This is a genomic window from Streptomyces sp. NPDC003023 (genome assembly GCF_042888225.1).
Taxonomy (GTDB): domain Bacteria; phylum Actinomycetota; class Actinomycetes; order Streptomycetales; family Streptomycetaceae; genus Streptomyces.
This window is the reverse complement of sequence record NZ_JBIAPL010000011.1, coordinates 20,218-39,482: the sequence shown is the minus strand read 5'-3', so window position 1 is coordinate 39,482 and position 19,265 is coordinate 20,218. Positions and strand designations below refer to the sequence as shown.

18 protein-coding genes are annotated in these 19,265 nt (G+C 72.1%); 8 read left to right on the top strand and 10 right to left on the bottom strand.

From position 1 onward, the window contains the following. Window positions 1-144 precede the first annotated feature (144 nt). Window positions 145-1,992 carry an HSP90 family protein gene (locus tag ACFYV1_RS28785; protein WP_389398519.1) on the top strand — a complete coding sequence of 616 codons (1,848 nt, stop codon included), beginning with the start codon at window positions 145-147 and terminating at the stop codon, window positions 1,990-1,992. After that, window positions 1,989-4,973 carry a tetratricopeptide repeat protein gene (locus ACFYV1_RS28780; RefSeq protein WP_389398518.1) on the top strand — a complete coding sequence of 995 codons (2,985 nt, stop codon included), beginning with the start codon at window positions 1,989-1,991 and terminating at the stop codon, window positions 4,971-4,973. Before ACFYV1_RS28785 ends, ACFYV1_RS28780 begins: the two co-directional genes overlap by 4 nt. Window positions 4,974-5,837: 864 nt before the next feature. On the opposite strand, the gene ACFYV1_RS28775 is transcribed toward ACFYV1_RS28780, so the two are convergent. After that, entirely contained in the window at window positions 5,838-7,448 is a 1,611-nt protein-coding gene (locus ACFYV1_RS28775; RefSeq protein ID WP_389398517.1) for a DAK2 domain-containing protein, read from the bottom strand. 269 nt (window positions 7,449-7,717) lie between these two features. Here ACFYV1_RS28775 and rpmB point away from each other — a divergent pair, with 269 nt between their 5' ends. Beyond that, window positions 7,718-7,903 carry a 50S ribosomal protein L28 gene (rpmB, locus tag ACFYV1_RS28770; protein ID WP_003957616.1) on the top strand — a complete coding sequence of 62 codons (186 nt, stop codon included), beginning with the start codon at window positions 7,718-7,720 and terminating at the stop codon, window positions 7,901-7,903. A gap of 202 nt (window positions 7,904-8,105) precedes the next feature. Here the strand turns inward: rpmB and thiD are convergent, their stop codons facing one another. Together thiD and ACFYV1_RS28760 are read right to left on the bottom strand one after the other, a co-directional pair. Beyond that, the gene (thiD, locus tag ACFYV1_RS28765) at window positions 8,106-8,906 is read right to left on the bottom strand and encodes a bifunctional hydroxymethylpyrimidine kinase/phosphomethylpyrimidine kinase (RefSeq protein WP_389398516.1); all 801 of its coding nucleotides are present in this window, start codon (window positions 8,904-8,906) and stop codon (window positions 8,106-8,108) included. A 10-nt stretch (window positions 8,907-8,916) separates the two neighbouring features. Beyond that, window positions 8,917-9,888 (bottom strand): thiamine-phosphate kinase, encoded by a 972-nt coding sequence (locus ACFYV1_RS28760; RefSeq protein ID WP_389398515.1) that lies wholly within the window; start codon window positions 9,886-9,888, stop codon window positions 8,917-8,919. Between the two features lie 227 nt (window positions 9,889-10,115). Between ACFYV1_RS28760 and ACFYV1_RS28755 the strand changes: the two genes are divergently transcribed. Continuing rightward, window positions 10,116-10,349 (top strand): Lrp/AsnC ligand binding domain-containing protein, encoded by a 234-nt coding sequence (locus ACFYV1_RS28755; RefSeq protein ID WP_345040852.1) that lies wholly within the window; start codon window positions 10,116-10,118, stop codon window positions 10,347-10,349. Between the two features lie 20 nt (window positions 10,350-10,369). Further along, window positions 10,370-10,840: a DUF3515 domain-containing protein gene (locus tag ACFYV1_RS28750; protein WP_389398514.1), complete on the top strand. Its 471-nt coding sequence runs from the start codon at window positions 10,370-10,372 to the stop codon at window positions 10,838-10,840. Between the two features lie 28 nt (window positions 10,841-10,868). Here ACFYV1_RS28750 and ACFYV1_RS28745 read toward each other — a convergent pair whose 3' ends face one another. Genes ACFYV1_RS28745 through ACFYV1_RS28735 form a run of 3 tightly spaced genes read right to left on the bottom strand, consistent with a single transcriptional unit; the run spans window position 10,869 to window position 13,820 of the window. Then, the gene (locus ACFYV1_RS28745; protein WP_389398513.1) at window positions 10,869-12,026 is read right to left on the bottom strand and encodes a D-alanine--D-alanine ligase family protein; all 1,158 of its coding nucleotides are present in this window, start codon (window positions 12,024-12,026) and stop codon (window positions 10,869-10,871) included. 34 nt (window positions 12,027-12,060) lie between these two features. Next, window positions 12,061-13,071, bottom strand: a complete 1,011-nt coding sequence (locus ACFYV1_RS28740) for an NAD(P)H-dependent glycerol-3-phosphate dehydrogenase (protein WP_389398512.1) — start codon at window positions 13,069-13,071, stop codon at window positions 12,061-12,063. Beyond that, window positions 13,068-13,820: a lysophospholipid acyltransferase family protein gene (locus ACFYV1_RS28735; protein ID WP_389398511.1), complete on the bottom strand. Its 753-nt coding sequence runs from the start codon at window positions 13,818-13,820 to the stop codon at window positions 13,068-13,070. Before ACFYV1_RS28735 ends, ACFYV1_RS28740 begins: the two co-directional genes overlap by 4 nt. A gap of 147 nt (window positions 13,821-13,967) precedes the next feature. On the opposite strand from ACFYV1_RS28735, the gene cofC reads away from it, so the two are divergent. Beyond that, a complete protein-coding gene (cofC, locus tag ACFYV1_RS28730; protein ID WP_389398510.1) occupies window positions 13,968-14,684 on the top strand; it encodes a 2-phospho-L-lactate guanylyltransferase in 717 nt (238 codons plus the stop codon). Between the two features lie 10 nt (window positions 14,685-14,694). Further along, window positions 14,695-14,898, top strand: coding sequence for a hypothetical protein (locus ACFYV1_RS28725; RefSeq protein ID WP_389398509.1), 204 nt, complete (start codon window positions 14,695-14,697; stop codon window positions 14,896-14,898). A gap of 225 nt (window positions 14,899-15,123) precedes the next feature. Here the strand turns inward: ACFYV1_RS28725 and ACFYV1_RS28720 are convergent, their stop codons facing one another. The 4 genes from ACFYV1_RS28720 to leuC all read right to left on the bottom strand — a co-directional run bounded on the left by ACFYV1_RS28720 (window position 15,124) and on the right by leuC (window position 18,300). Continuing rightward, complete coding sequence (locus ACFYV1_RS28720) at window positions 15,124-15,801, bottom strand: HU family DNA-binding protein (protein WP_389398508.1); 678 nt, start codon at window positions 15,799-15,801, stop codon at window positions 15,124-15,126. Between the two features lie 143 nt (window positions 15,802-15,944). Further along, window positions 15,945-16,172, bottom strand: a complete 228-nt coding sequence (locus tag ACFYV1_RS28715; RefSeq protein ID WP_389398507.1) for a hypothetical protein — start codon at window positions 16,170-16,172, stop codon at window positions 15,945-15,947. 104 nt (window positions 16,173-16,276) lie between these two features. Then, entirely contained in the window at window positions 16,277-16,870 is a 594-nt protein-coding gene (leuD, locus tag ACFYV1_RS28710) for a 3-isopropylmalate dehydratase small subunit (RefSeq protein WP_389398506.1), read from the bottom strand. Window positions 16,871-16,875: 5 nt separating this feature from the next. After that, window positions 16,876-18,300: a 3-isopropylmalate dehydratase large subunit gene (leuC, locus tag ACFYV1_RS28705; protein ID WP_389398505.1), complete on the bottom strand. Its 1,425-nt coding sequence runs from the start codon at window positions 18,298-18,300 to the stop codon at window positions 16,876-16,878. Window positions 18,301-18,444: 144 nt separating this feature from the next. On the opposite strand from leuC, the gene ndgR reads away from it, so the two are divergent. Further along, window positions 18,445-19,161, top strand: coding sequence for an IclR family transcriptional regulator NdgR (gene ndgR / locus ACFYV1_RS28700; protein ID WP_030787455.1), 717 nt, complete (start codon window positions 18,445-18,447; stop codon window positions 19,159-19,161). The last annotated feature ends 104 nt before the right edge of the window (window positions 19,162-19,265 follow it).

Genomic DNA, 19,265 nt, shown 5'->3' with positions numbered 1-19,265 from the left:
GTCGTCGCACACCTGTTGATAACTCCTGGTCAATGCGGCGTCGCGGGCCCTACGATGACCGTTCTCCCACCCCAGACCGCGATCACCGTCGTACGGGATCGCCCGACCCGCGCCGTCGCCCGACCCCCCACCGGCGCAGCGACGATGACATCTGAGACCACTCCGTCCGGCGGTACGACCACACCGCACGCGACCACTCCGCACCCGGCACCGCACACCTTCCAGGTCGATCTCCGCGGCCTGGTGGACCTGCTGTCGCACCATCTCTACTCCAGTCCCAAGGTCTATCTGCGCGAACTCCTGCAGAACGCGGTGGACGCGATCACCGCCAGGCGCGCCGAGGAACCCGACGCCCCCGCGCGGGTACGGCTGTACGCCGAGAACGGCGGGCTGCGCGTCGAGGACTCGGGCATCGGCCTCACCGAGGCCGATGTGCACAACCTGCTCGCGACCATCGGCCGCAGTTCCAAGCGCGAGGGGCTCGAGTCCGCGCGGGCCGAATTCCTCGGGCAGTTCGGCATCGGGCTGCTCGCCTGTTTCGTCGTGGCGGCCGAGATCCGGGTGGTGAGCCGCAGCGCCCGTACGCCGGAAGCGCCTCCCGTCGAGTGGTCCGCCCGCGACGACGGTTCGTACACCGTGCGCACCCTGCCCGACGACGCCCGCCCCGAGCCCGGCACCACCGTGTACCTGAGCGCCCGGCCCGGCAGCGCCGACTGGCTCGACGAGAAGCGGGTCGTCGCGCTCGCGCGTGACTTCGGCTCCCTCCTCCCGTACGACGTCAGCGTCGGGGGCACCCCTGTCAGCGAGCTTCCGGCGCCCTGGGACCGCGCGTACCCGGGCCCGGCCGCGCGCCGGGTGGCCCTCGCGCGGCACTGCCAGGAGCTGTTCGGGTTCGCCCCACTCGACTCGGTGGACCTCGACCTGCCGGTCGCCGGGGTGCGCGGCGTCGCCTACGTGCTGCCGTCGGCGGTCAGCCCGGCGCAGCGCTCGGGGCACCGGGTGCATCTGAAGGGCATGCTGCTCACCGAACGGGCCGACGAACTGCTGCCGGACTGGGCGTTCTTCGTGCGGTGCGTCATCGACACGGACAGCCTGCGGCCCACCGCGTCCCGCGAGTCGCTCTACGCGGACGAGACCCTCGCCGCCGTCCGGGAGGCCCTCGGCGACCGCATCCGGGAGTGGCTGACCTCCCTGGCGGCGGGCGACCCGGAGCGGCTGACGCAGTTCCTGTCCGTCCATCACCTGGGTGTGAAGTCGCTGGCGCGGCACGACACCGACATGCTGCGCACGATGCTGCCGTGGCTGCCGTTCGAGACGACCGACGGACAACTGTCGCTGGAGGAGTTCGCCCAGCGCCACCCGGTGGTGCACTTCGCTCGGACCGTCGAGGAGTACCGGCAGGTCGCTCCGATCGCCTCCGCCCAGGGCATCGGGCTCGTCAACGGCGGCTACACGTACGACGCCGATCTGGTGGAGCGTCTGCCGCAGGTCCGGCCGGGGACGGTGGTCGCCGAGATCGACGCCGACACGGTCACCGCGCACCTCGACGCCGTCGACCCGGCCGAGGAGCTCGCCCTGGCCGGATTCCTCGCCGCCGCGCGGGCCAAGCTCGACCCGCTGGGGTGCGACGTGGTGCTGCGCGCCTTCCACCCGCTCACGCTGCCGGCCCTCCACCTCGACGACCGTGCCGCCCGGCACGAGCAGGCGCGTGCGGAGGAGGAGTCCAGGGCGGACGACCTGTGGGCCGGCATTCTCGGGTCGCTGCGCGGCAGCGCGCCCCGCGCCCGGCTGGTGCTCAACCATCTCAACCCGCTGATCCGGAGAATCGTTTCCCTCGACGGTGAGCTCGCCGGGACGGCGACGGAATCGCTGTACGGGCAGGCCCTGCTGATGGCACAGCGGCCACTGCGGCCGGCCGACTCCGCGCTGCTCAACCGTGCGTTCATGGGCCTGCTGGAGTGGGCCACCCACGACCAGGAGAACGGCCGATGAGCCTCGACACCCCCAAGGACGCCGCCGCCCTGCGGCAGGCGCTGAACGACAACTACGCCGAACCGGAGGGCCCCGAGCGCAACGCCCGCGGGGAACGGCTCTTCGCGGAGATCGAGCAGCTCGGCGACACGTCACTGATCATCGACGGCCTCGACCACCTGATGCAGGTCTACAACTACAGCTCGGAGGCGGACAAGATGTTCGTCCCCTTCGCCAGGCTGCTGCGGATGTGGGACGACCGGCCGGGGGACTTCGGCGGGCGGCAGGCCCACTCCCTGTTCTGGATGTTCAAGTGGGTCTCCAGCGGCATGATCGACCAGCCGCACATCCCGCTCGCCTCCATCGAGAAGTGGCAGGCGGAGATGGAGCACCGCTACCGGCTCGCGGGCCACTCCGAGCGGGCGGTGCGCCAGGGTGAGTTGCGCATCGCCCGGCACCTCGGCGACATGGAGCGCGCCCAGCGGGCGTACGACGCGTGGCAGGCCGCGGACCGGGACGACAAGAGCGACTGCCACGCCTGCGAGCTGCGCGTGCAGGGGAACTGGCAGGCGCACCGCGGCGACGACGAGGGGGCGCTCGCCACCTGGCGGCCGGTGCTCGAGAGCGAGTTCACCTGCGCGCACGAGCCGCACGCCGTACTCGCGGCCTCGCTGCTGCCGCTGCTGAGGCTGGGGCGCGCGGAGGAGGCCCGCGCCAACCATCTGCGCGGTTACCGGCTGGCCCGCTCGAAGGAGAGCATGCGCAGCGCGGTCGCCCGGCACGTCGAGTTCTGCGCGCTGACGGGCAACGAGGCGCGGGGTCTGGAGATCCTGGCCGAGCGGCCCTCGTACTTCACCGACACCGGCGAGCCGAGCAGTCTGCTCAGCTATCTGGAGGTCACCACGCTCCTCACCGACCGGCTCACCGCCCTCGGGCACGGGGACCAGAGCATGGCGGGTCCCGGCGGCCGTACCTGGAGCGTGCGCGAACTCGCCGTCCACGCCCGCGCGGAGGCACGGGCCATCGCCGCACGCTTCGACGCGCGCAACGGCAACGCCTGCTTCAGCGAGCAGAGCGCCGAGCGCATGGACCGTGCGCCGCTGCTGGAACGGCTGCCGCTGGGGGTGCGGGCGGCGCGGCCGGTGTCCGTGCCGCGTCAGGCACCCCCGTCCTCGGCGGAGGGCACGCCCGCCGCCGGTCCCGCCGGCCTGGCGGAGCTGCTGGCGAATGCGCGCCGGCTCTCGGAGGCGCAGCACCCGGACGCGACGGCCGCGTGGGCCGCCGTGGCCGGGGCCGCCGAGCAGGGCGGCGTCGAAATCGGCGCCCTGGAGCGGGCGGAGATCGAAGACCACCGGGGGATGGACCCCGCCACACCGCCGGCCGACGCCATCGGTCTCTTCACGTCGGCGGCCGAGCTGTACGAGTCGGCCGGGGAACCCGGACGAGCGGCGTCCTCCCTGGCGAGGGCCGCGTACTGCGTCGGCCTCGACGGCCGGCTCGGCGAGGCGCTGGCCGCGGTGCAGGAGCCCTGCGACCGTGCCCTCGCCCTGTACGCCGAGGGCCGGGCGACCGCACGGCAGACCGGCCGTGCGCTGCTGTGCCGGGTACGCGTCCTCAGCGACATGATCAGCGACCTGCGGGTCCAGGAGGCCGTGGAAGCGGCGGTCACGTCCCTCGACGAGGCCGTGCAGGCGCTCCTCGCCTTCGCGGAGCCGGAGCGGGAGGACCCCGGCGTCGGTGTCGTCATCAGCGAGGCGCTCGGCTACGCGGGCAACATCACCGCATTCCGCGGCGACCCGGCCGGGGCGGCCGAGCTCTACGCGCGCGCCGCCGACACCTGCATCCGGGCGGGGCGCCCCTGGTACGCCGTGGAGGCCGAGACCCAGCTGGCCGGCGTCAGCCGGCACCTCGGCGACCTGGAGACGGCCGAACGGGCCTCGCGGGCGGCCCTGGAGCATGCCGCTCCCTTCGCCGCCCCGGCCGGGCGGTCCCGTCTCCACCTCCAGCTCGTCGAGACGCTCGCCGACGCCGGCAGCTTCGAGGAGGCGGCCGACCACGCCCTCGAAGCCGCTCACTGGGCCGACGAGGCGGGCGAGGGCGCCGGAAACGGGGCGTACGCCAGACACCGGCTGGGCGGCTTCCTGCTGCAGCTCGGACGCACCGACGAGGCCGCGGCCGTCCTGGAGTCCGTACTGCCCGACCTCACGGCGGAGGACCACGGCGACGGCATGATCGTGCAGACACTGTGGTGGCTGGGCGACTGCTGCATGGCCCTGGACGAGCCGCGCGAGGCCGCGGAGCACTGGCTGAAGGCGGCGGACATCGCCCAGGGCTGGCCGGAGCAGCGGGACCACGCGGTGCTCGCGAACCTGGCGGGTCAGGCACTGTTCCGCGCACACCTCAACCCCCAGGCCGAGCTGGCCTACGTGCGCGCCGGCGAACTGTGGCGCGACCTCGGCGACGTGCACGCCGTGGTACGCACACTGCGGGTGCGGGCGTGGATCGCCGTACGCGAGGGGCAGGCGGGCATGGAGGCCGCGCGCGAGCTGATGGAGGCCGCGGCGGCGGAGTGCGAGTCGGCGCTCGGCACGGCGGCCGAGGACGTCGACGCCGACGCCGACGCCGACGCCGATGTCGACGTCGCGGCCCGGCTGCGGGCGGAACTGGCGGACACGCACCGCCAGACCGGCGACCTGATCGCGAGCTCCTGCGAGGAGTCCGACGGCCCGCGCCACCGTGCCGCGTACGAGGAGGCGGTCGGCTTCGTCCTGCGGGCCGTGACCTGCTTCGAGGAGGCGGGCGACGCGTTCACCGACCGGCGTACGGGAGCGCAGCTCATGGCGGCGTGGCTGTACGCGGAACTGTCCGACGCGGACGCGGCGGCGGCACTGGCCCGGGCCGTGCTGGCGACGTACCCGGCGGGGCCGGAGTCCGGGGACGCCGCGGCGGGGCGGTGCGCGGAGGCGCGGGAGGTGTTGGGGCAGGTGGGCGCGACGGCGTAGCGCTCGCACCTGCGGTGTTCCCCACCCCGCCCCTTCCCGAACCGGGGCCGGCCCCGGGCCCCGTACCGCCCTGGCGGGCCGCTGTCCCGCCCGGGCGGGCGTTGCACGGCGCTCCGCACGGCCTGACGGCCGTGGGGGTCCGAGTGCCGCCTGCGGCGAGCCGCGTCCCCACCCCGCCCCATTCCCGAACCGGGGCAGGCCCCGGCCCCCGTACCGCCCTGCGGGCCGGGCCGCTGTCCCGCCCCGGCGGGCGGCAAACCGCGCTCCGCACTGCCTGACGGCCGTGGGGGGGCCGAGTGCCGCCTGCGGCGAGCCTCGTCCCCACCCCGTCCCATTCCCGAACCGGGGCAGGCCCCGGACCCGTACCGCCCTGCGGGTTGCTGCCTCGCCTGGCGAGCGGTGTACGGCGCTCCGCACGGCGGACTCACACTCCCCCCGCGGCCTGACAGCCGTACGCGGGTCCGAGTGCCGCCTGCGGCGGGCCGCGTCCCCACCCCCCTTCCCGAACCGGGGCCGGCCCCGGGCCCCGTACGGCCCTGGCGGGCCGCTGTCCCGCCGCCCTGCGGCCGGGCCGTGTCCCACCCTGGCGGGCGGTGTACCGCGCGAAGCGCGGTGGCCGCAATCTCCCCCTACGTGCCCGGCGGCCGTGGGGGCGGGTACCTCCCACGCCGCCAGGCGTAGGGGGTACCGAGTGCCCCCAGCCGGGCTGGATTTGCCGCTGCGCGGCATCTTCAGCCTCGCCGGCGTTCGAGGCGCGGGGGTACGGGGGCAGAGCCCCCGAAACAGGTCCGGGCGGAGCCCGGTTGCGGGGAGGGGCGGGGTGGGGGAACGGCCCCGCGCGGCGGAAGCGCACCCACCGGCGGCCTACTCCACGCCGATCAGCAACGGCGTCGCCCCGCCGCCCCCTTCGTACACGACCGTGTCCACCGCCAGGTAGCCCTCCCGGACGTGTGCCTCCAGGCGGGCCGACAGGCCCTCGGGGGCCGACTCGCCGAGGACCAGCGTGACCAGTTCGCCGCCGGACGAGAGCATGCGGTCCAGCAGCGTCACGGCCGTCTCCGTGACGTCCCCGCCGATCACCGCGACGTCGCCGTCGATCATGCCGAGTACGTCCCCGGCCTGGCAGACGCCCGCCGAGGTCCACGACTGGTGTTCCGCCACGGCGAGTTCGGCGTAGCGGGTGGCACCGGCGGCGGCGGTCATCGCGACGACGTCCTCGTCGAAACGGCGGTCCGGTGCGTGGACCGCCATCGCCGCCAGGCCCTGGACCGCCGAGCGGGTGGGGATGAGCGCGACGCGGACGCCCTCCGTACGGGCCTGCTCGGCGGCTGCGGCGGCCGTGTGGCGCAGGGAGGTGTCGTTGGGGAGGAGGACGACCTCGCGCGCGTGCGCCCGGCGGATCGCGTCGACCATCTCGCCGCTGGCCGGTGGTTCCCCCGGCCGGGTCAGGACCGTGGTCGCTCCGGCCCGGCAGCACAGGTCCGCCAGCCCTTCCCCCTGCACCACCGCGACGACCGCCCGCTGCGTCTGTTCGCGCGGCGCCGTGTCCGCCGCGGTGTCGAAGTGCGTGATGCGGATGCGGTAGGGCCGTCCCGCCTCGACACCCGCCTCCACGGCGGCGCCGGCGTCGTCCACGTGGACGTGGACGTTCCACAGACCGTCGCCGCCGACGACGACGAGGGAGTCGCCCAGCCCGTCGAGGCGGGTCCTCAACCGGGCGACGGCCGCGTCGTCCGCCTCGAGGAGATAGATCACTTCGAAGGCCGGGCCGCCGTCGGCGCAGGGCTCCGCGTCCGCGGTCTGCCGTACGGGGCGTGCGTGGGCGAGCGCGGGGGCCTGTGGTGATTCGCCGGAGACCGCCTGCACCAGCGCGCCGAGGACGGTCAGCAGTCCCCGTCCGCCCGCGTCCACGACCCCCGCGCGGTCCAGCACGGCGAGCTGCCGGGGTGTGGCGTCCAGTGCGGCGCGGGCGCCCGCGTAGGCCGCCCGTACGGCGTCGGCGGGCGTCTTCCCCGCCGGGGTCCCGGTCGCGTCGGCGGCCGCGTCCGCCGCCGCACGGGCGACGCTGAGGATGGTGCCCTCGACGGGATGCGCGACCGCTTCCCGCGCCAGCTCCGCGGCCCGCCGCAGCGCCCCGGCCAGGTGATCGCCGTCACCGATGCGTTCCGCCATGCCGCGCAGGAGCTGCGCCAGGATCGTGCCCGAGTTGCCGCGCGCGCCCAGCAGAGCGCCGTGGGCCATCGCCCGGATCACATCACCGGGGGCGGGCGCCGATGGCCCGGTCTCGTGGGCGGCGAACACGGCCTCCACGGCCTGGGCTGCCGACTCCACGGTCAGGTACAGGTTCGTGCCCGTGTCCCCGTCCGCGACGGGGTACACGTTGATCGCGTCGATCTCCTCGCGCTCGCGCCCCAGGGACTCCAGTGCCAGTGAGCACCAGGCCCGTACGACCGAGGCGTCGAGACTCTGCGGCACCTGTGATCCTCCTTGAGCTGCCGGGCCGTCGCCCCTGGTGGGAAGGGCCGTGGGCTGCGGGACGTCCCGCAGCGTAGACCCCGGGCGGGACCCGGCGGCGGGCCGGGGGCGGCGGGGGCATGCTAGTTTCGTGTCTCGGAGACAGTGGATGTATGCTGCTCCAGTTGCCCGATGAAAATCGGGCCATTCCCCCGGCAAGCCACTTCAGATTCCTGATTCCGGCGCGCCGGATTTCACTGTAAGTGCATCTGAAGTCTTTGGAGTGACCCGTGGCTGCCAACTGCGACGTCTGCGGCAAGGGGCCGGGCTTCGGCAACAACATTTCGCACTCGCACCGCCGTACGTCCCGTCGCTGGAACCCGAACATCCAGCGTGTGCGTGCAGTGGTCGGTCGGACGCCGAAGCGGCTCAACGTCTGCACCTCGTGCATCAAGGCCGGCAAGGTCTCGCGCTAAGTGATGCTCCCCGCGTCAGCGGGGATGATCCCGCCGACGTTTCGTCGTAGCGCAGCCCTCCGGTTGCCTTGAAAAGCCGGTCCACCTCGGTGGACCGGCTTTTTGCCGTGCCCGGCAGTCCGGCGACCGCCGTGATCCCCGCTGACGGCGGGCGGCCGGCCCGGCCGCCGCGCCGCCGCGCCGCCTGTGCTCCGGCAGGCGTTCAGCGCAGGCGCCAGCCGTGGTCCACCGGCCCGATTCCCGCGCCCAGCGCGAAGCCCGCCGCGATCGCCCCGGTGACGTACTCCTTGGCCGCCCGGACCGCTTCGGGCACGGTCATGCCGTGCGCCAGGCCCGAGGCGACCGCGGACGCGAGGGTGCAGCCCGTCCCGTGCGTGTGGCGGTTGTCGTGGCGCGGGGCGCGCAGCCAGTGCTCCTCATCGCCGTCCGTGAGCAGGTCCACCGCGTCACCGGCGAGATGCCCGCCCTTGATCAGCGCCCAGCGGGGCCCGAAACCGAGCACGGCGTCGGCGGCCCGGCGCATGTCCGCCTCGTCACGGACCTCGATCCCGGTCAGCTGGGCCACCTCGTCCAGGTTCGGCGTGGCCACGGTCGCCACCGGCAGCAGTTCGGCCCGTACCGAGTCGAGCGCCGAGGCGGCCAGCAGCGGGTCACCGTGCTTGGAGACGCCCACCGGGTCGACGACCACCGGCGCGTCCGTACCGGCCAGCAGCTCCGCGACGGTCTCCACGAGCTCGGCGGAGGACAGCATGCCGGTCTTCACGGCCTGTACGCCGATGTCGTCGACGACGCTCCGGTACTGGGCGCGTACCGCCTCGGCCGGAAGTTCCCACGCGCCCTGGACGCCCAGTGAGTTCTGCGCCGTGATCGCCGTCAGCACGCTCATGCCGTGCACTCCGAGGGCGAGCATCGTCTTGAGGTCGGCCTGGATTCCCGCACCGCCGCCGGAGTCGGAACCGGCGACGGTGAGCACGCGAGGGGGCACGGAAGGGCGTATGTCCATACCGGGGAATCTACTTGCCGTCCTCGATGTCCCCGAAGTGGTCCCAGCCGCCCTTGTCGGTCCACGGCGCCCCGTCGACGGTCACCTGCGGCAGGGCGGAGGGGTTGAGCACCTCGCCGATGACCTTCCAGCGGGCCGGCAGTTTGGCGTCCGGCGGGAAGGTGGCGACGATCGCGTGGTCCTCTCCCCCGGTCAGCACCCACTGCAGCGGGTCGACGCCGACGGCCTGGCCGATGTCGTTCATCTGGGACGGAATGTCGATGAGCCCGGACCGCAGGTCGATCCTGACCTTGCTCGCCTCCGCGATGTGCCCGAGGTCGGCGACGAGCCCGTCACTGATGTCGCACATGGCGGTGGCGCCGAGTCCGGCGGCGGCGGGGCCCGCGTGGTACGGCGGCTCCGGCCTGCGGTGCGCCTCCACGAACGCCCGGGGCGAGCGGAACCCGCGCGACAGCACCGCGTGCCCGGCGGCGGACCAGCCCAACCAGCCCGTGTAGGCGACGACATCGCCGGGCTGGGCGCCCGCGCGGGTCACCGGCTCGTGGTTGCGCATGTCGCCGAGCGCCGTGATCGCGACGGTGATCGTGTCACCGCGGACGACGTCCCCGCCCACGACGGCCGCTCCCGCGACCTGGCACTCGTCCCTGATGCCGTCCATGAGCTCGCTGGCCCAGGTGACGGGAAGTTCGGCGGGCACGACGAGGCCGAGGAGCAGGGCGGTCGGAACCGCGCCCATCGCGGCGATGTCGGCCAGATTCTGGGCGGCCGCCTTGCGCCCCACGTCGTACGCGGTCGACCAGTCGCGCCGGAAGTGCCGTCCCTCCAGCAGGATGTCCGTGCTCACCACGACGCGCCGGTCGGGCGCGGCCACGACCGCGGCGTCGTCACCGGGCCCGAGCCGTACGGCGGGGGTGGTGGTGAGCTTGGCGGTGAGCTCTCTGATGAGCCCGAACTCCCCCAACTCACCCACAGTGCCCTTCATCCCAAAGCCCCTTCTGCCGCAGTGCGCTTGCGGTCGCGAGCCGCCACTGCTGTCGGTACCGTCAAGAGATACGTCAACTTCTGTTCGCTGTGCGCCACGCTGCGGGCGCCGTCCGCCGCGAGGGTCTCCCCGTGGCCCGCGACGACGCGATACCGTGGCGACCCCTCTCCCTGGGATCTCCCCACCGACGGTAGGGGACATGATCCTCGTGCCGCCCTGGAGGCTTCGTGGTACAGGCGTACATCCTCATTCAGACCGAGGTGGGCAAGGCGTCGCTGGTCGCCGAGACCATCGGAAAGATTCCCGGTGTGATCCAGGCCGAGGATGTGACCGGCCCGTACGACGTGATCGTGCGCGCGCAGGCCGACACAGTCGACGACCTGGGTCGCATGGTGGTCGCCAAGGTCCAGCAAGTGGACGGCATCACCCGTACTCTGACCTGCCCGGTCGTGCACCTGTAGCCCCCGTCTACGCTTGGCCGGTGACGTCCTTCCGCCGCCGGCCCTTCTTCCTGTCCGCGCTCGCCGTGCTGGTCGCCGCCGCGGGCTGCTCCTCCACGGACGCCTCGGCGCCGATCGCGGTTCCCAGCCCCCCGGCCGAGGAAGCAGCCCTGTGCCGCGCGCTGGACGCGGAGCTGCCGGACTCGGTCGACGGTCAGGACCGCGACGACCCCGAGCCGTCGTCCGAACTCACCGCCCGCTGGGGCGATGCCGCGATCGTACTGCGCTGCGGCGTGCCCCGGCCGGTGGGGATGAGCGATCCCCAGGGCCAGGGGGTCGAGGTGAACGGGGTCAACTGGCTGCTGGAGGAGCGCGACGAGGGCCCCCGCTTCACCACCACGTACCGCGAGACGTACGTGGAGGTCACCCTCGGCCGGCGGTACATGCACGACCTGGGCCCTCTCACGGATCTGGCCGGGCCCGTCGAGAAGACGGTCCCGGCCACCCTGTGAGCCGTGCTGCCCGGCTGCGGGACCGCGGTCAGCGCAGCCCCGTCGAACGGCTGAGGGCCGCCTGGATCAGGCGGTCGACCAGCTCGCTGTAGGCGACACCGCTCTCCTGCCACATCCGCGGGTACATCGAGATCGGCGTGAAGCCCGGCATCGTGTTGATCTCGTTGATGACGAACTCACCGTCCTCGCCGAGGAAGAAGTCCGCCCGGACCAGGCCCTCGCACGAGGCCGCGTCGAAGGCCGCGACGGCCAGCCGCTGCACCTCTGCGGTCTGCTCATCGGTCAGCGGCGCGGGCACCAGGCCGGCCGCCGAGTCGATGTACTTGGCCTCGAAGTCGTAGAAGTCGTGCGCAGAAACCGGCGGGATCTCCGCCGGGACACTGGCCCGCGGGCCGTCCTCGAACTCGAGGACGCCGCACTCGATCTCACGGCCCCGCAGCAGCGACTCCACGAGGATCTTGGGGTCGTGGCGCTGGGCCTCGGCGATCGCGTCGTCGAGGCCGCCGAGGTCGTCGACCTTGGTGATGCCCATGGAGGAACCGGCGCGTGCGGGCTTCACGAACAGCGGCCAGCCGTGCTCTGCGGCGAAGTCGACGATCTTCTTACGGGCGGCGCCCGGGTCGTTCGCCCACTCTCGCGGCCTGATCACCTCGTAGGGGCCGACCGGCAGGCCGAAGGAGATGAAGACGCGCTTCATGTACTCCTTGTCCTGGCCGACGGCCGATGCGAGCACTCCCGAGCCGACGTACGGGACGCCGGAGAGCTCCAGCAGGCCCTGCAGGGTGCCGTCCTCGCCGTACGGGCCGTGCAGCACCGGGAAGACGACGTCCACCTCGCCGAGCGCCTTCGGCACGGAGCCCGGCTCGCTGTAGACGACCTCGCGGCTGCCGGGGTCCACGGAGAGCACCACGCCGCCCTCTTCGGACTCCGCGAGTTCCGCGACGCTGGGCGTTCTGCGGTCGGTGATCGCCATCCGGTCCGGCTCGTCGGCGGTGAGCGCCCACCGGCCGTCGGTGGTGATGCCGATCGGCAGGACGTCGTACTTGCTCCGGTCGATGGCCCGCAGCACCGCGCCCGCGGTGACCACGGAGATCCCGTGTTCGGAGCTGCGGCCGCCGAAGACGACCGCGACACGCGGCTTGCGGAGCGGCTGCTCAGGGCTCTGGGGGAGGTTCTCGGTGCTCATATCGCGATGAGACTACCCGCTGGTTCGAACGACGTCAGCGCCGCTCGGGCTTGGCCGCGCGGGACATCAACTCCTTGAGCGCAACGACCGGCGGCTTCCCCTCGTGGACGATGCCGACGACCGTCTCCGTGATGGGCATGTCCACTCCGTGCCTGCGGGCGAGGTCGAGCACCGACTCGCAGGACTTCACGCCTTCCGCGGTCTGCCTGGTGACCGCGATGGTCTGCTCGAGCGTCATCCCGCGGCCGAGGTTGGTGCCGAAGGTGTGGTTGCGGGACAGCGGCGACGAGCAGGTGGCCACCAGGTCGCCGAGCCCCGCGAGTCCGGAGAACGTGAGCGGGTCGGCGCCCATCGCAAGGCCGAGGCGGGTGGTCTCGGCGAGGCCGCGGGTGATCAGCGAGCCCTTGGCGTTGTCACCGAGGCCCATGCCGTCGGCGATCCCGACGGCGAGGCCGATGACGTTCTTCACCGCGCCGCCCAGTTCGCAGCCGACGACGTCGGTGTTGGTGTACGGGCGGAAGTACGGGGTGTGGCAGGCGGCCTGGAGCCGCTGGGCGACCGCCTCGTCACGGCAGGCGACCACGGCGGCGGCGGGCCGGCGCTGGGCGATCTCCTTGGCGAGGTTGGGACCGGTGACCACGGCGACGCGGTCGGCCGCCACTCCGGCGACCTCCTCGACGACCTCGCTCATCCGCTTGGCCGTGCCGAGTTCGACGCCCTTCATCAGGGAGACGAGGACCGTGCCGGCGGGCAGCTTCGGCACCCAGGCGGCCAGATTGCCGCGCAGGGTCTGCGAGGGGACGGCGAGGACCGTGAAGTCCGCTCCGTGCAGGGCCTCTGCCGGGTCGGTGGTCGCCCGCACGTTCTGCGGGAGCTCGATCCCGGGCAGGTAGTCGGGGTTGGTGCGGGTGGTGTTGACGGCGTCGACCAGGCTCGCGCGCCGGCCCCAGAGGGTGACGTCGCAGCCCGCGTCCGCGAGCACCATGCCGAACGCCGTGCCCCACGAGCCCGTTCCGAAGACGGCCGCCTTGACGGGCTGTGTCACTTCGCTTCCTCCCCGGTGGCCTTACGGCGCTGCTCCGCGCGGACTTCGCGCAGATCGAACGGTTTCTCCGGCGCCTTCTCGCCGCGCAGCTGCTCGAGCTGCTGAGTGACGGCGGCCATGATGGCCTCGGTCGCCTCCTTCAGAACGTCGGGCGTGGGATCCATCTCGTAGAAACGCGAGAGATCGACCGGCGGGCCGGCCTGTACCTGGAGGGTCTTGCGCGGGAAGAACCGCACCTTGTTCTCCTTGGCGTACGGCGGCATCGCCAAGTTGGCGCCCCACTGGGCCACCGGGATGACGGGCGCCCTGGTCTGCAGCGCGGCCCGCGCCACACCCGTCTTGGCGGTCATGGGCCACATGCCCGGGTCGCGGGTGAGGGTGCCCTCGGGGTAGAAGGCGACGCATTCGCCGCGCTCGACCGCGTCGACGGCGGCGCGGAAGGCGCCGACGGCGTTGGAGGACTCGCGGTACACGGGGATCTGCCGGGTGCCCCGCAGCAGAACTCCGATCACGGGTGCCTTGAAGAGCGCGGCCTTCGCCAGGAACCGCGGCACTCGCCCGGTGTTGTACTGGAAGTGCCCGTAGGAGAACATGTCGAGGTACGAGTTGTGGTTGATGGCGGTGATGAATCCGCCCTCGGCCGGAATGTGTTCCATTCCCCGCCAGTCCCGCTTGAACAGAAGCAACAGCGGCGGCTTTGAGATGACCGCGGCCAGGCGGTACCAGAAGCCGATTCTACGGCGGGACACTCGGACACCTTCCTCTTACGACCGGGCCATTGCCTGGCTGCTGGGGGTCAAGTGTCGCCCCAGGCCACTGGTCTGTCGAGAACACCGTACGCCCCGGCTGCCGCCCGCCCCTCTGGTCCTTCTCCGACTCGGGCCACAATGGGCCCGATGCGCACGGACGGAGAGCTCACCACGGACACGGGGCGGAATCCCGCGCCCGCCCTCGTCTGGTCCCTCGTCGTACCGCTGAAACCGCTGGCTCTGGCGAAGAGCAGACTGGCGGACGCGGCGGACGAGGGGCTGCGGCCCCGTCTCGCCCTCGCGTTCGCCCAGGACACGGTGGCCGCGGCACTGACCTGCCCCGCGGTGCGCGATGTGGCGGTCGTCACGGACGATCCGGCCGCCGCGGCGGAGCTCGCGGCGCTGGGGGCCAGGATCGTGCCGGACTCCCCCGGGGCGGGCCTCAACGCGGCACTGGCGCACGGGGCACGCGCGGTACGTGCGGCACGCCCCTCCGCGGCGGTCGCGGCACTCAACGCCGACCTGCCCGCATTGCGCCCCGCCGAATTGGCCAGGGTGCTGGCGGCGGCCTCGGTATTTACCCGGGCATTTCTGACGGATGCGGCGGGAATCGGCACGACTTTGCTGTGCGCCCGACAGGGGGCGGAATTGCGTCCGGCTTTCGGCGGCCCTTCGCGCCTTGCGCATTTGGCTTCAGGAGCGGAGGAAATCGCCTGCGACGGCATCGATTCCGTGCGCCAGGACGTGGACACCGGCCAGGATCTGGCGGCCGCGCTCGCACTCGGCGTGGGCCCGTACACCGCGGCGCGACTGGGCGCCGGGGCCGGTACGGCACGGATGAGGCACGCCGTGGACAGGCCGTAGGCTGGCGGCCATGCAGGCGACCTCGTACACATACGACCCCGAGACCCGCAGCGGCAGTGTGCTGCTGGACGACGGCACCCCGGTGGAGTTCGACGCCGCGGCCTTCGACGCGGGCGGTCTGCGGCTGCTCCGGCCGGGGCAGCGGGTCCGGATCGAGACCGAGGGCGAGGGCGAGGGCCGCCGCATCACGCTGGTGACGCTGTACACGTTCTGAACGGTCCGCCGTCGGGGCCGGGAATCGAACCGGGCGCCCACCGGGGCCGGAGGCCCGACGGGCCGTGCCGGGGCCGGTAATCGCCCGGAACACCGCCCGGGGGCCGGGGATCGGGCGGGCCGCGGGCGGCGACCGCCCGCGGACACGCCGCGGGCCGGTCTCCCAGTGGGGAGACCGGCCCGGCGCGTGAGTGGCTGTGCGGCCTTGTGCCGCTTACTTCTTGTGCTACTTCTTCCTCGCGGTGGTCTTCTTGGCGGTCGTCGTGCGCGACGTGGCCTTCTTGGCGGGCGCCTTCTTGGCCGTGGCCTTCTTGGCGGGGGCGGTCTTCTTCGCCGTGGCCTTCTTCGCGGTCGTCTTCTTCGCCGTCGTCTTCTTCGCCGGGGTCGCCTTCTTGGCGGCCGTCTTCTTCGCGGCGGCGGCAGTCGTCTTCTTGGCGGCCGTGGTCTTCTTCGTCGCCGTGGTCTTCTTCGCGGCCGCCTTCTTCGTGGCCGCGGCAGTCGTCTTCTTGGCCGCGGTCCGCTTGGCGGCGGCCTTCTTGGCCGCCGACTTGGCGATGGTGGGCACCGGGCCGGAGAGGCTGCCCTTGGGCGCCTTCTTGACGGAGACCTCGCCTCCCTTGGGAAGCTTCTTCGAGCCGCTCACCAGGTCCTTGAAGCCCTGACCGGCGCGGAACCTCGGAACGGACGTCTTCTTGACCCGCACGCGCTCGCCCGTCTGCGGGTTGCGCGCGTATCGGGCGGGGCGGTCGACCTTCTCGAACGAGCCGAAGCCGGTGACCGAGACCCGGTCTCCGGCGACCGTTGCGCGGACGATCGCGTCAAGCACCGCGTCGACGGCGTCCGCTGCCTGCTGCCGGCCGCCGAGCTTGTCGGCAATCGCTTCTACGAGCTGCGCCTTGTTCACGTCTTCCCCTTCGGAGACATTTGGCCGGAACGATTGCGTCCAGGCTTTTTCGCACGTTAGGCAGATATATACCGCAAATCAAACATGAAACGGGCTAATCACCCTAGTGCCGCAACGAAGTCGACCTTGGCGGAGTTCTGAGGTCAGTCACCTTCAGGGAAACGGCCCTCTTCGAGGTCCTTCATCAACCGGTCCAGACGCCTTGCCGCGTCCGGGAGATCGTGCTTCGCCGCGGCCGTGACGACCAGCAGCTTCCGGGTCAGCGCCATCCTTACGCCCTCCGGGACTTGCAGTTCGCGCACTGTCGTGTGCGCTTCCTTCAGCCGGGCCGCGACTGCCGTGTAGAGCTCGAGTTGACTGTCGCGTTCCATGCACCGATTGTGCCATCTGGGGCGAGTTGTCGCCCGACAGGGCCTCAACAAGCGAATGCGCCCCCCACCTCGAGGTGGGGGGCGCAGTTGGGGAAAATCGCTGCTCAGGCGTCAATTGTCCGGGGTTTGAAGGCCGGCCGGCCCGCCTCGTAAGCCGCGATGTCCGCTTCGTTCTGAAGAGTGAGGCTGATGTCGTCCAGGCCGTTCAGCAGCCGCCAGCGGGCGTTCTCGTCGAGCTCGAAGTCCGCGGTGATTCCGGGGGCGAGAACCTGCCGCTTCTCGAGGTCGACCGTGATCGGAGCCGTCGGGTCGGCCTCGGTCAGCTCCCACAGGGCGTCCACGACGGACTGCTCGAGAACCACCGTCAGCAGACCGTTCTTGAGGGAGTTGCCGCGGAAGATGTCGGCGAACCGGGACGAGATCACGGCCTTGAAGCCGTAGTTCTGCAGTGCCCAGACGGCGTGCTCGCGCGACGATCCGGTGCCGAAGTCGGGTCCGGCGACGAGCACCGAGGCGCCCTCGCGCTCGGGCCGGTTGAGGACGAAGTCGGCGTCCTTGCGCCAGGCCTCGAACAGACCGTCCTCGAAGCCGTCGCGGGTGACCTTCTTCAGCCAGTGCGCGGGGATGATCTGGTCGGTGTCGACGTTGCTGCGGCGCAGCGGGACGGCCCGGCCGGTGTGCGTGGTGAAAGCTTCCATGGTGTTCAGACTCCGGCGGGCGCGGGGGTTTCGGACAGGTCTGCGGGCGAGGCGAGGTGGCCCAGTACCGCGGTCGCGGCGGCGACCTGGGGGGAGACCAGATGGGTACGGCCGCCCTTGCCCTGCCTGCCCTCGAAGTTGCGGTTCGAGGTGGACGCGGAGCGCTCGCCAGGGGCCAGTTGGTCGGGGTTCATGCCGAGGCACATGGAGCATCCCGCGTGCCGCCATTCGGCGCCGGACTCCTTGAAGACCTTGTCCAGGCCCTCCTCCACCGCCTGCAGGGCGACCCGGACGGACCCGGGAACGACCAGCATCCTTACGCCGTCGGCGACTTTGCGGCCGTCCATGATCGCGGCGGCGTTCCTCAGGTCCTCGATACGGCCGTTGGTGCAGGAGCCTACGAAGACGGTGTCGACCTTGATGTCGCGCAGCGGCTGCCCGGCGGTCAACCCCATGTACTTGAGGGCGTTTTCGGCTGCCAGGCGCTCCGAAGCGTCCTCGTACGAAGCCGGGTCGGGGACGTCGGCCGACAGGGGCGCGCCCTGGCCGGGGTTGGTGCCCCAGGTGACGAAGGGGGCCAGTTCCTCGGCCTTGATGAAGACCTCGGCGTCGAAGACGGCGTCGTCGTCGGTGCGCAGCGTCTTCCAGGCCTCGACGGCCGCGTCCCAGTCCTCGCCCACGGGGGCGTGGTCACGGCCCCGGAGATAGTCGAAGGTGGTCTCGTCCGGGGCGATCATGCCGGCGCGGGCGCCCGCCTCGATCGACATGTTGCAGATGGTCATCCGGGCTTCCATCGACAGTTTCTCGATGGCGGAGCCGCGGTACTCGAGGACGTAGCCCTGGCCGCCGCCGGTGCCGATCTTCGCGATGATGGCGAGGATCAGGTCCTTGGCGGTGACGTCGTCGGGCAGTTCGCCGTCGACAGTGATGGCCATGGTCCTGGGGCGTGCCATCGGCAGCGTCTGGGTGGCCAGCACATGCTCGACCTGGGAGGTGCCGATGCCGAACGCCAGCGCGCCGAAGGCGCCGTGCGTCGAGGTGTGCGAGTCGCCGCAGACCACGGTGGTGCCGGGCTGGGTCAGGCCCAGCTGCGGGCCGACGACGTGGACGACACCCTGCTCGACGTCGCCCAGGGGGTGCAGTCGTACGCCGAACTCGGCGCAGTTCTTGCGCAGCGTCTCCAGCTGAGCCCGGGAGACCGGGTCGGCGATGGGCTTGTCGATGTCGAGGGTCGGGGTGTTGTGATCCTCGGTGGCGATGGTGAGATCGAGCCGCCGCACCCGGCGGCCGCCCTTCCGCAGACCGTCGAAGGCCTGGGGGCTGGTCACCTCGTGCAGCAGGTGCAGATCGATGAAGAGGAGGTCGGGCTCGCCCTCGGCGCGCCGGACGACATGGTCGTCCCAGACCTTCTCCGCGAGTGTCCTACCCATCGCTTTCCCTCCGGCCGGCTGTGCCGCCGGCACAACTAGAGATCTTGTGCAGTGCCCGTTGGTCCGCGGGCCGCGACTACAGCGTGGCAAGTTCCGCAGAAAATTGAACTTGCGTTTCACAGAGTGAGACGCGAATATCGTTGCATGGACAACTCTAGCGGCGTAGGCGTCCTCGACAAGGCAGCCCTTGTCCTGAGCGCCCTGGAGTCCGGTCCGGCCACCCTCGCGGGGCTGGTCGCGGCCACGGGACTCGCACGACCTACAGCACATCGCCTGGCAGTGGCACTGGAACACCACCGTATGGTGGCGCGGGACATGCAGGGCCGGTTCATTCTCGGCCCGCGGCTGGCGGAACTCGCCGCCGCGGCGGGCGAGGACCGTCTGCTGGCCACGGCCGGGCCCGTACTCACGCATCTGCGCGACGTGACCGGCGAGAGCGCGCAGCTCTACCGCCGGCAGGGAGACATGCGCATCTGCGTGGCGGCGGCGGAGCGCCTGTCCGGACTGCGGGACACCGTGCCGGTCGGCTCCACGCTCACCATGAAGGCGGGCTCCTCCGCCCAGATCCTGATGGCCTGGGAGGAGCCCGAGCGGCTGCACCGCGGGCTGCAGGGCGCACGCTTCACGGCGACCGCCCTGTCCGGCGTCCGGCGCCGGGGCTGGGCCCAGTCGATCGGCGAGCGGGAACCGGGCGTGGCCTCGGTCTCCGCGCCCGTACGCGGCCCCTCGAACCGCGTGGTGGCCGCCGTCTCGGTCTCCGGACCGATCGAGCGCCTGACGCGCCACCCGGGCCGTATGCACGCGCAGGCCGTCATCGACGCCGCGGGCCGTCTGAGCGAGGCCCTGCGCCGCAGCAGCTGATCCCTTCACATCCGTACAGCCACATCCGGCCGGCCCCTTCAACGCCGCAGGGGCCGGCCGGAGGTGTTCGCGGCCCCGGACGGGTGCAGCATGGGAAGCAGTAC

What these genes read in the sequence shown, in the direction of transcription:
- ACFYV1_RS28715 (WP_389398507.1), bottom strand. Translation starts at nt 16,172, where the DNA reads ATGGAACGCGACAGTCAACTCGAGCTCTACACGGCAGTCGCGGCCCGG.
- ACFYV1_RS28780 (WP_389398518.1), top strand. Translation starts at nt 1,989, where the DNA reads ATGAGCCTCGACACCCCCAAGGACGCCGCCGCCCTGCGGCAGGCGCTG.
- leuC (WP_389398505.1), bottom strand. Translation starts at nt 18,300, where the DNA reads ATGGGTAGGACACTCGCGGAGAAGGTCTGGGACGACCATGTCGTCCGG.
- ndgR (WP_030787455.1), top strand. Translation starts at nt 18,445, where the DNA reads ATGGACAACTCTAGCGGCGTAGGCGTCCTCGACAAGGCAGCCCTTGTC.
- ACFYV1_RS28725 (WP_389398509.1), top strand. Translation starts at nt 14,695, where the DNA reads ATGCAGGCGACCTCGTACACATACGACCCCGAGACCCGCAGCGGCAGT.
- ACFYV1_RS28745 (WP_389398513.1), bottom strand. Translation starts at nt 12,026, where the DNA reads ATGAGCACCGAGAACCTCCCCCAGAGCCCTGAGCAGCCGCTCCGCAAG.
- ACFYV1_RS28760 (WP_389398515.1), bottom strand. Translation starts at nt 9,888, where the DNA reads ATGAAGGGCACTGTGGGTGAGTTGGGGGAGTTCGGGCTCATCAGAGAG.
- cofC (WP_389398510.1), top strand. Translation starts at nt 13,968, where the DNA reads ATGCGCACGGACGGAGAGCTCACCACGGACACGGGGCGGAATCCCGCG.
- leuD (WP_389398506.1), bottom strand. Translation starts at nt 16,870, where the DNA reads ATGGAAGCTTTCACCACGCACACCGGCCGGGCCGTCCCGCTGCGCCGC.
- thiD (WP_389398516.1), bottom strand. Translation starts at nt 8,906, where the DNA reads ATGGACATACGCCCTTCCGTGCCCCCTCGCGTGCTCACCGTCGCCGGT.
- ACFYV1_RS28785 (WP_389398519.1), top strand. Translation starts at nt 145, where the DNA reads ATGACATCTGAGACCACTCCGTCCGGCGGTACGACCACACCGCACGCG.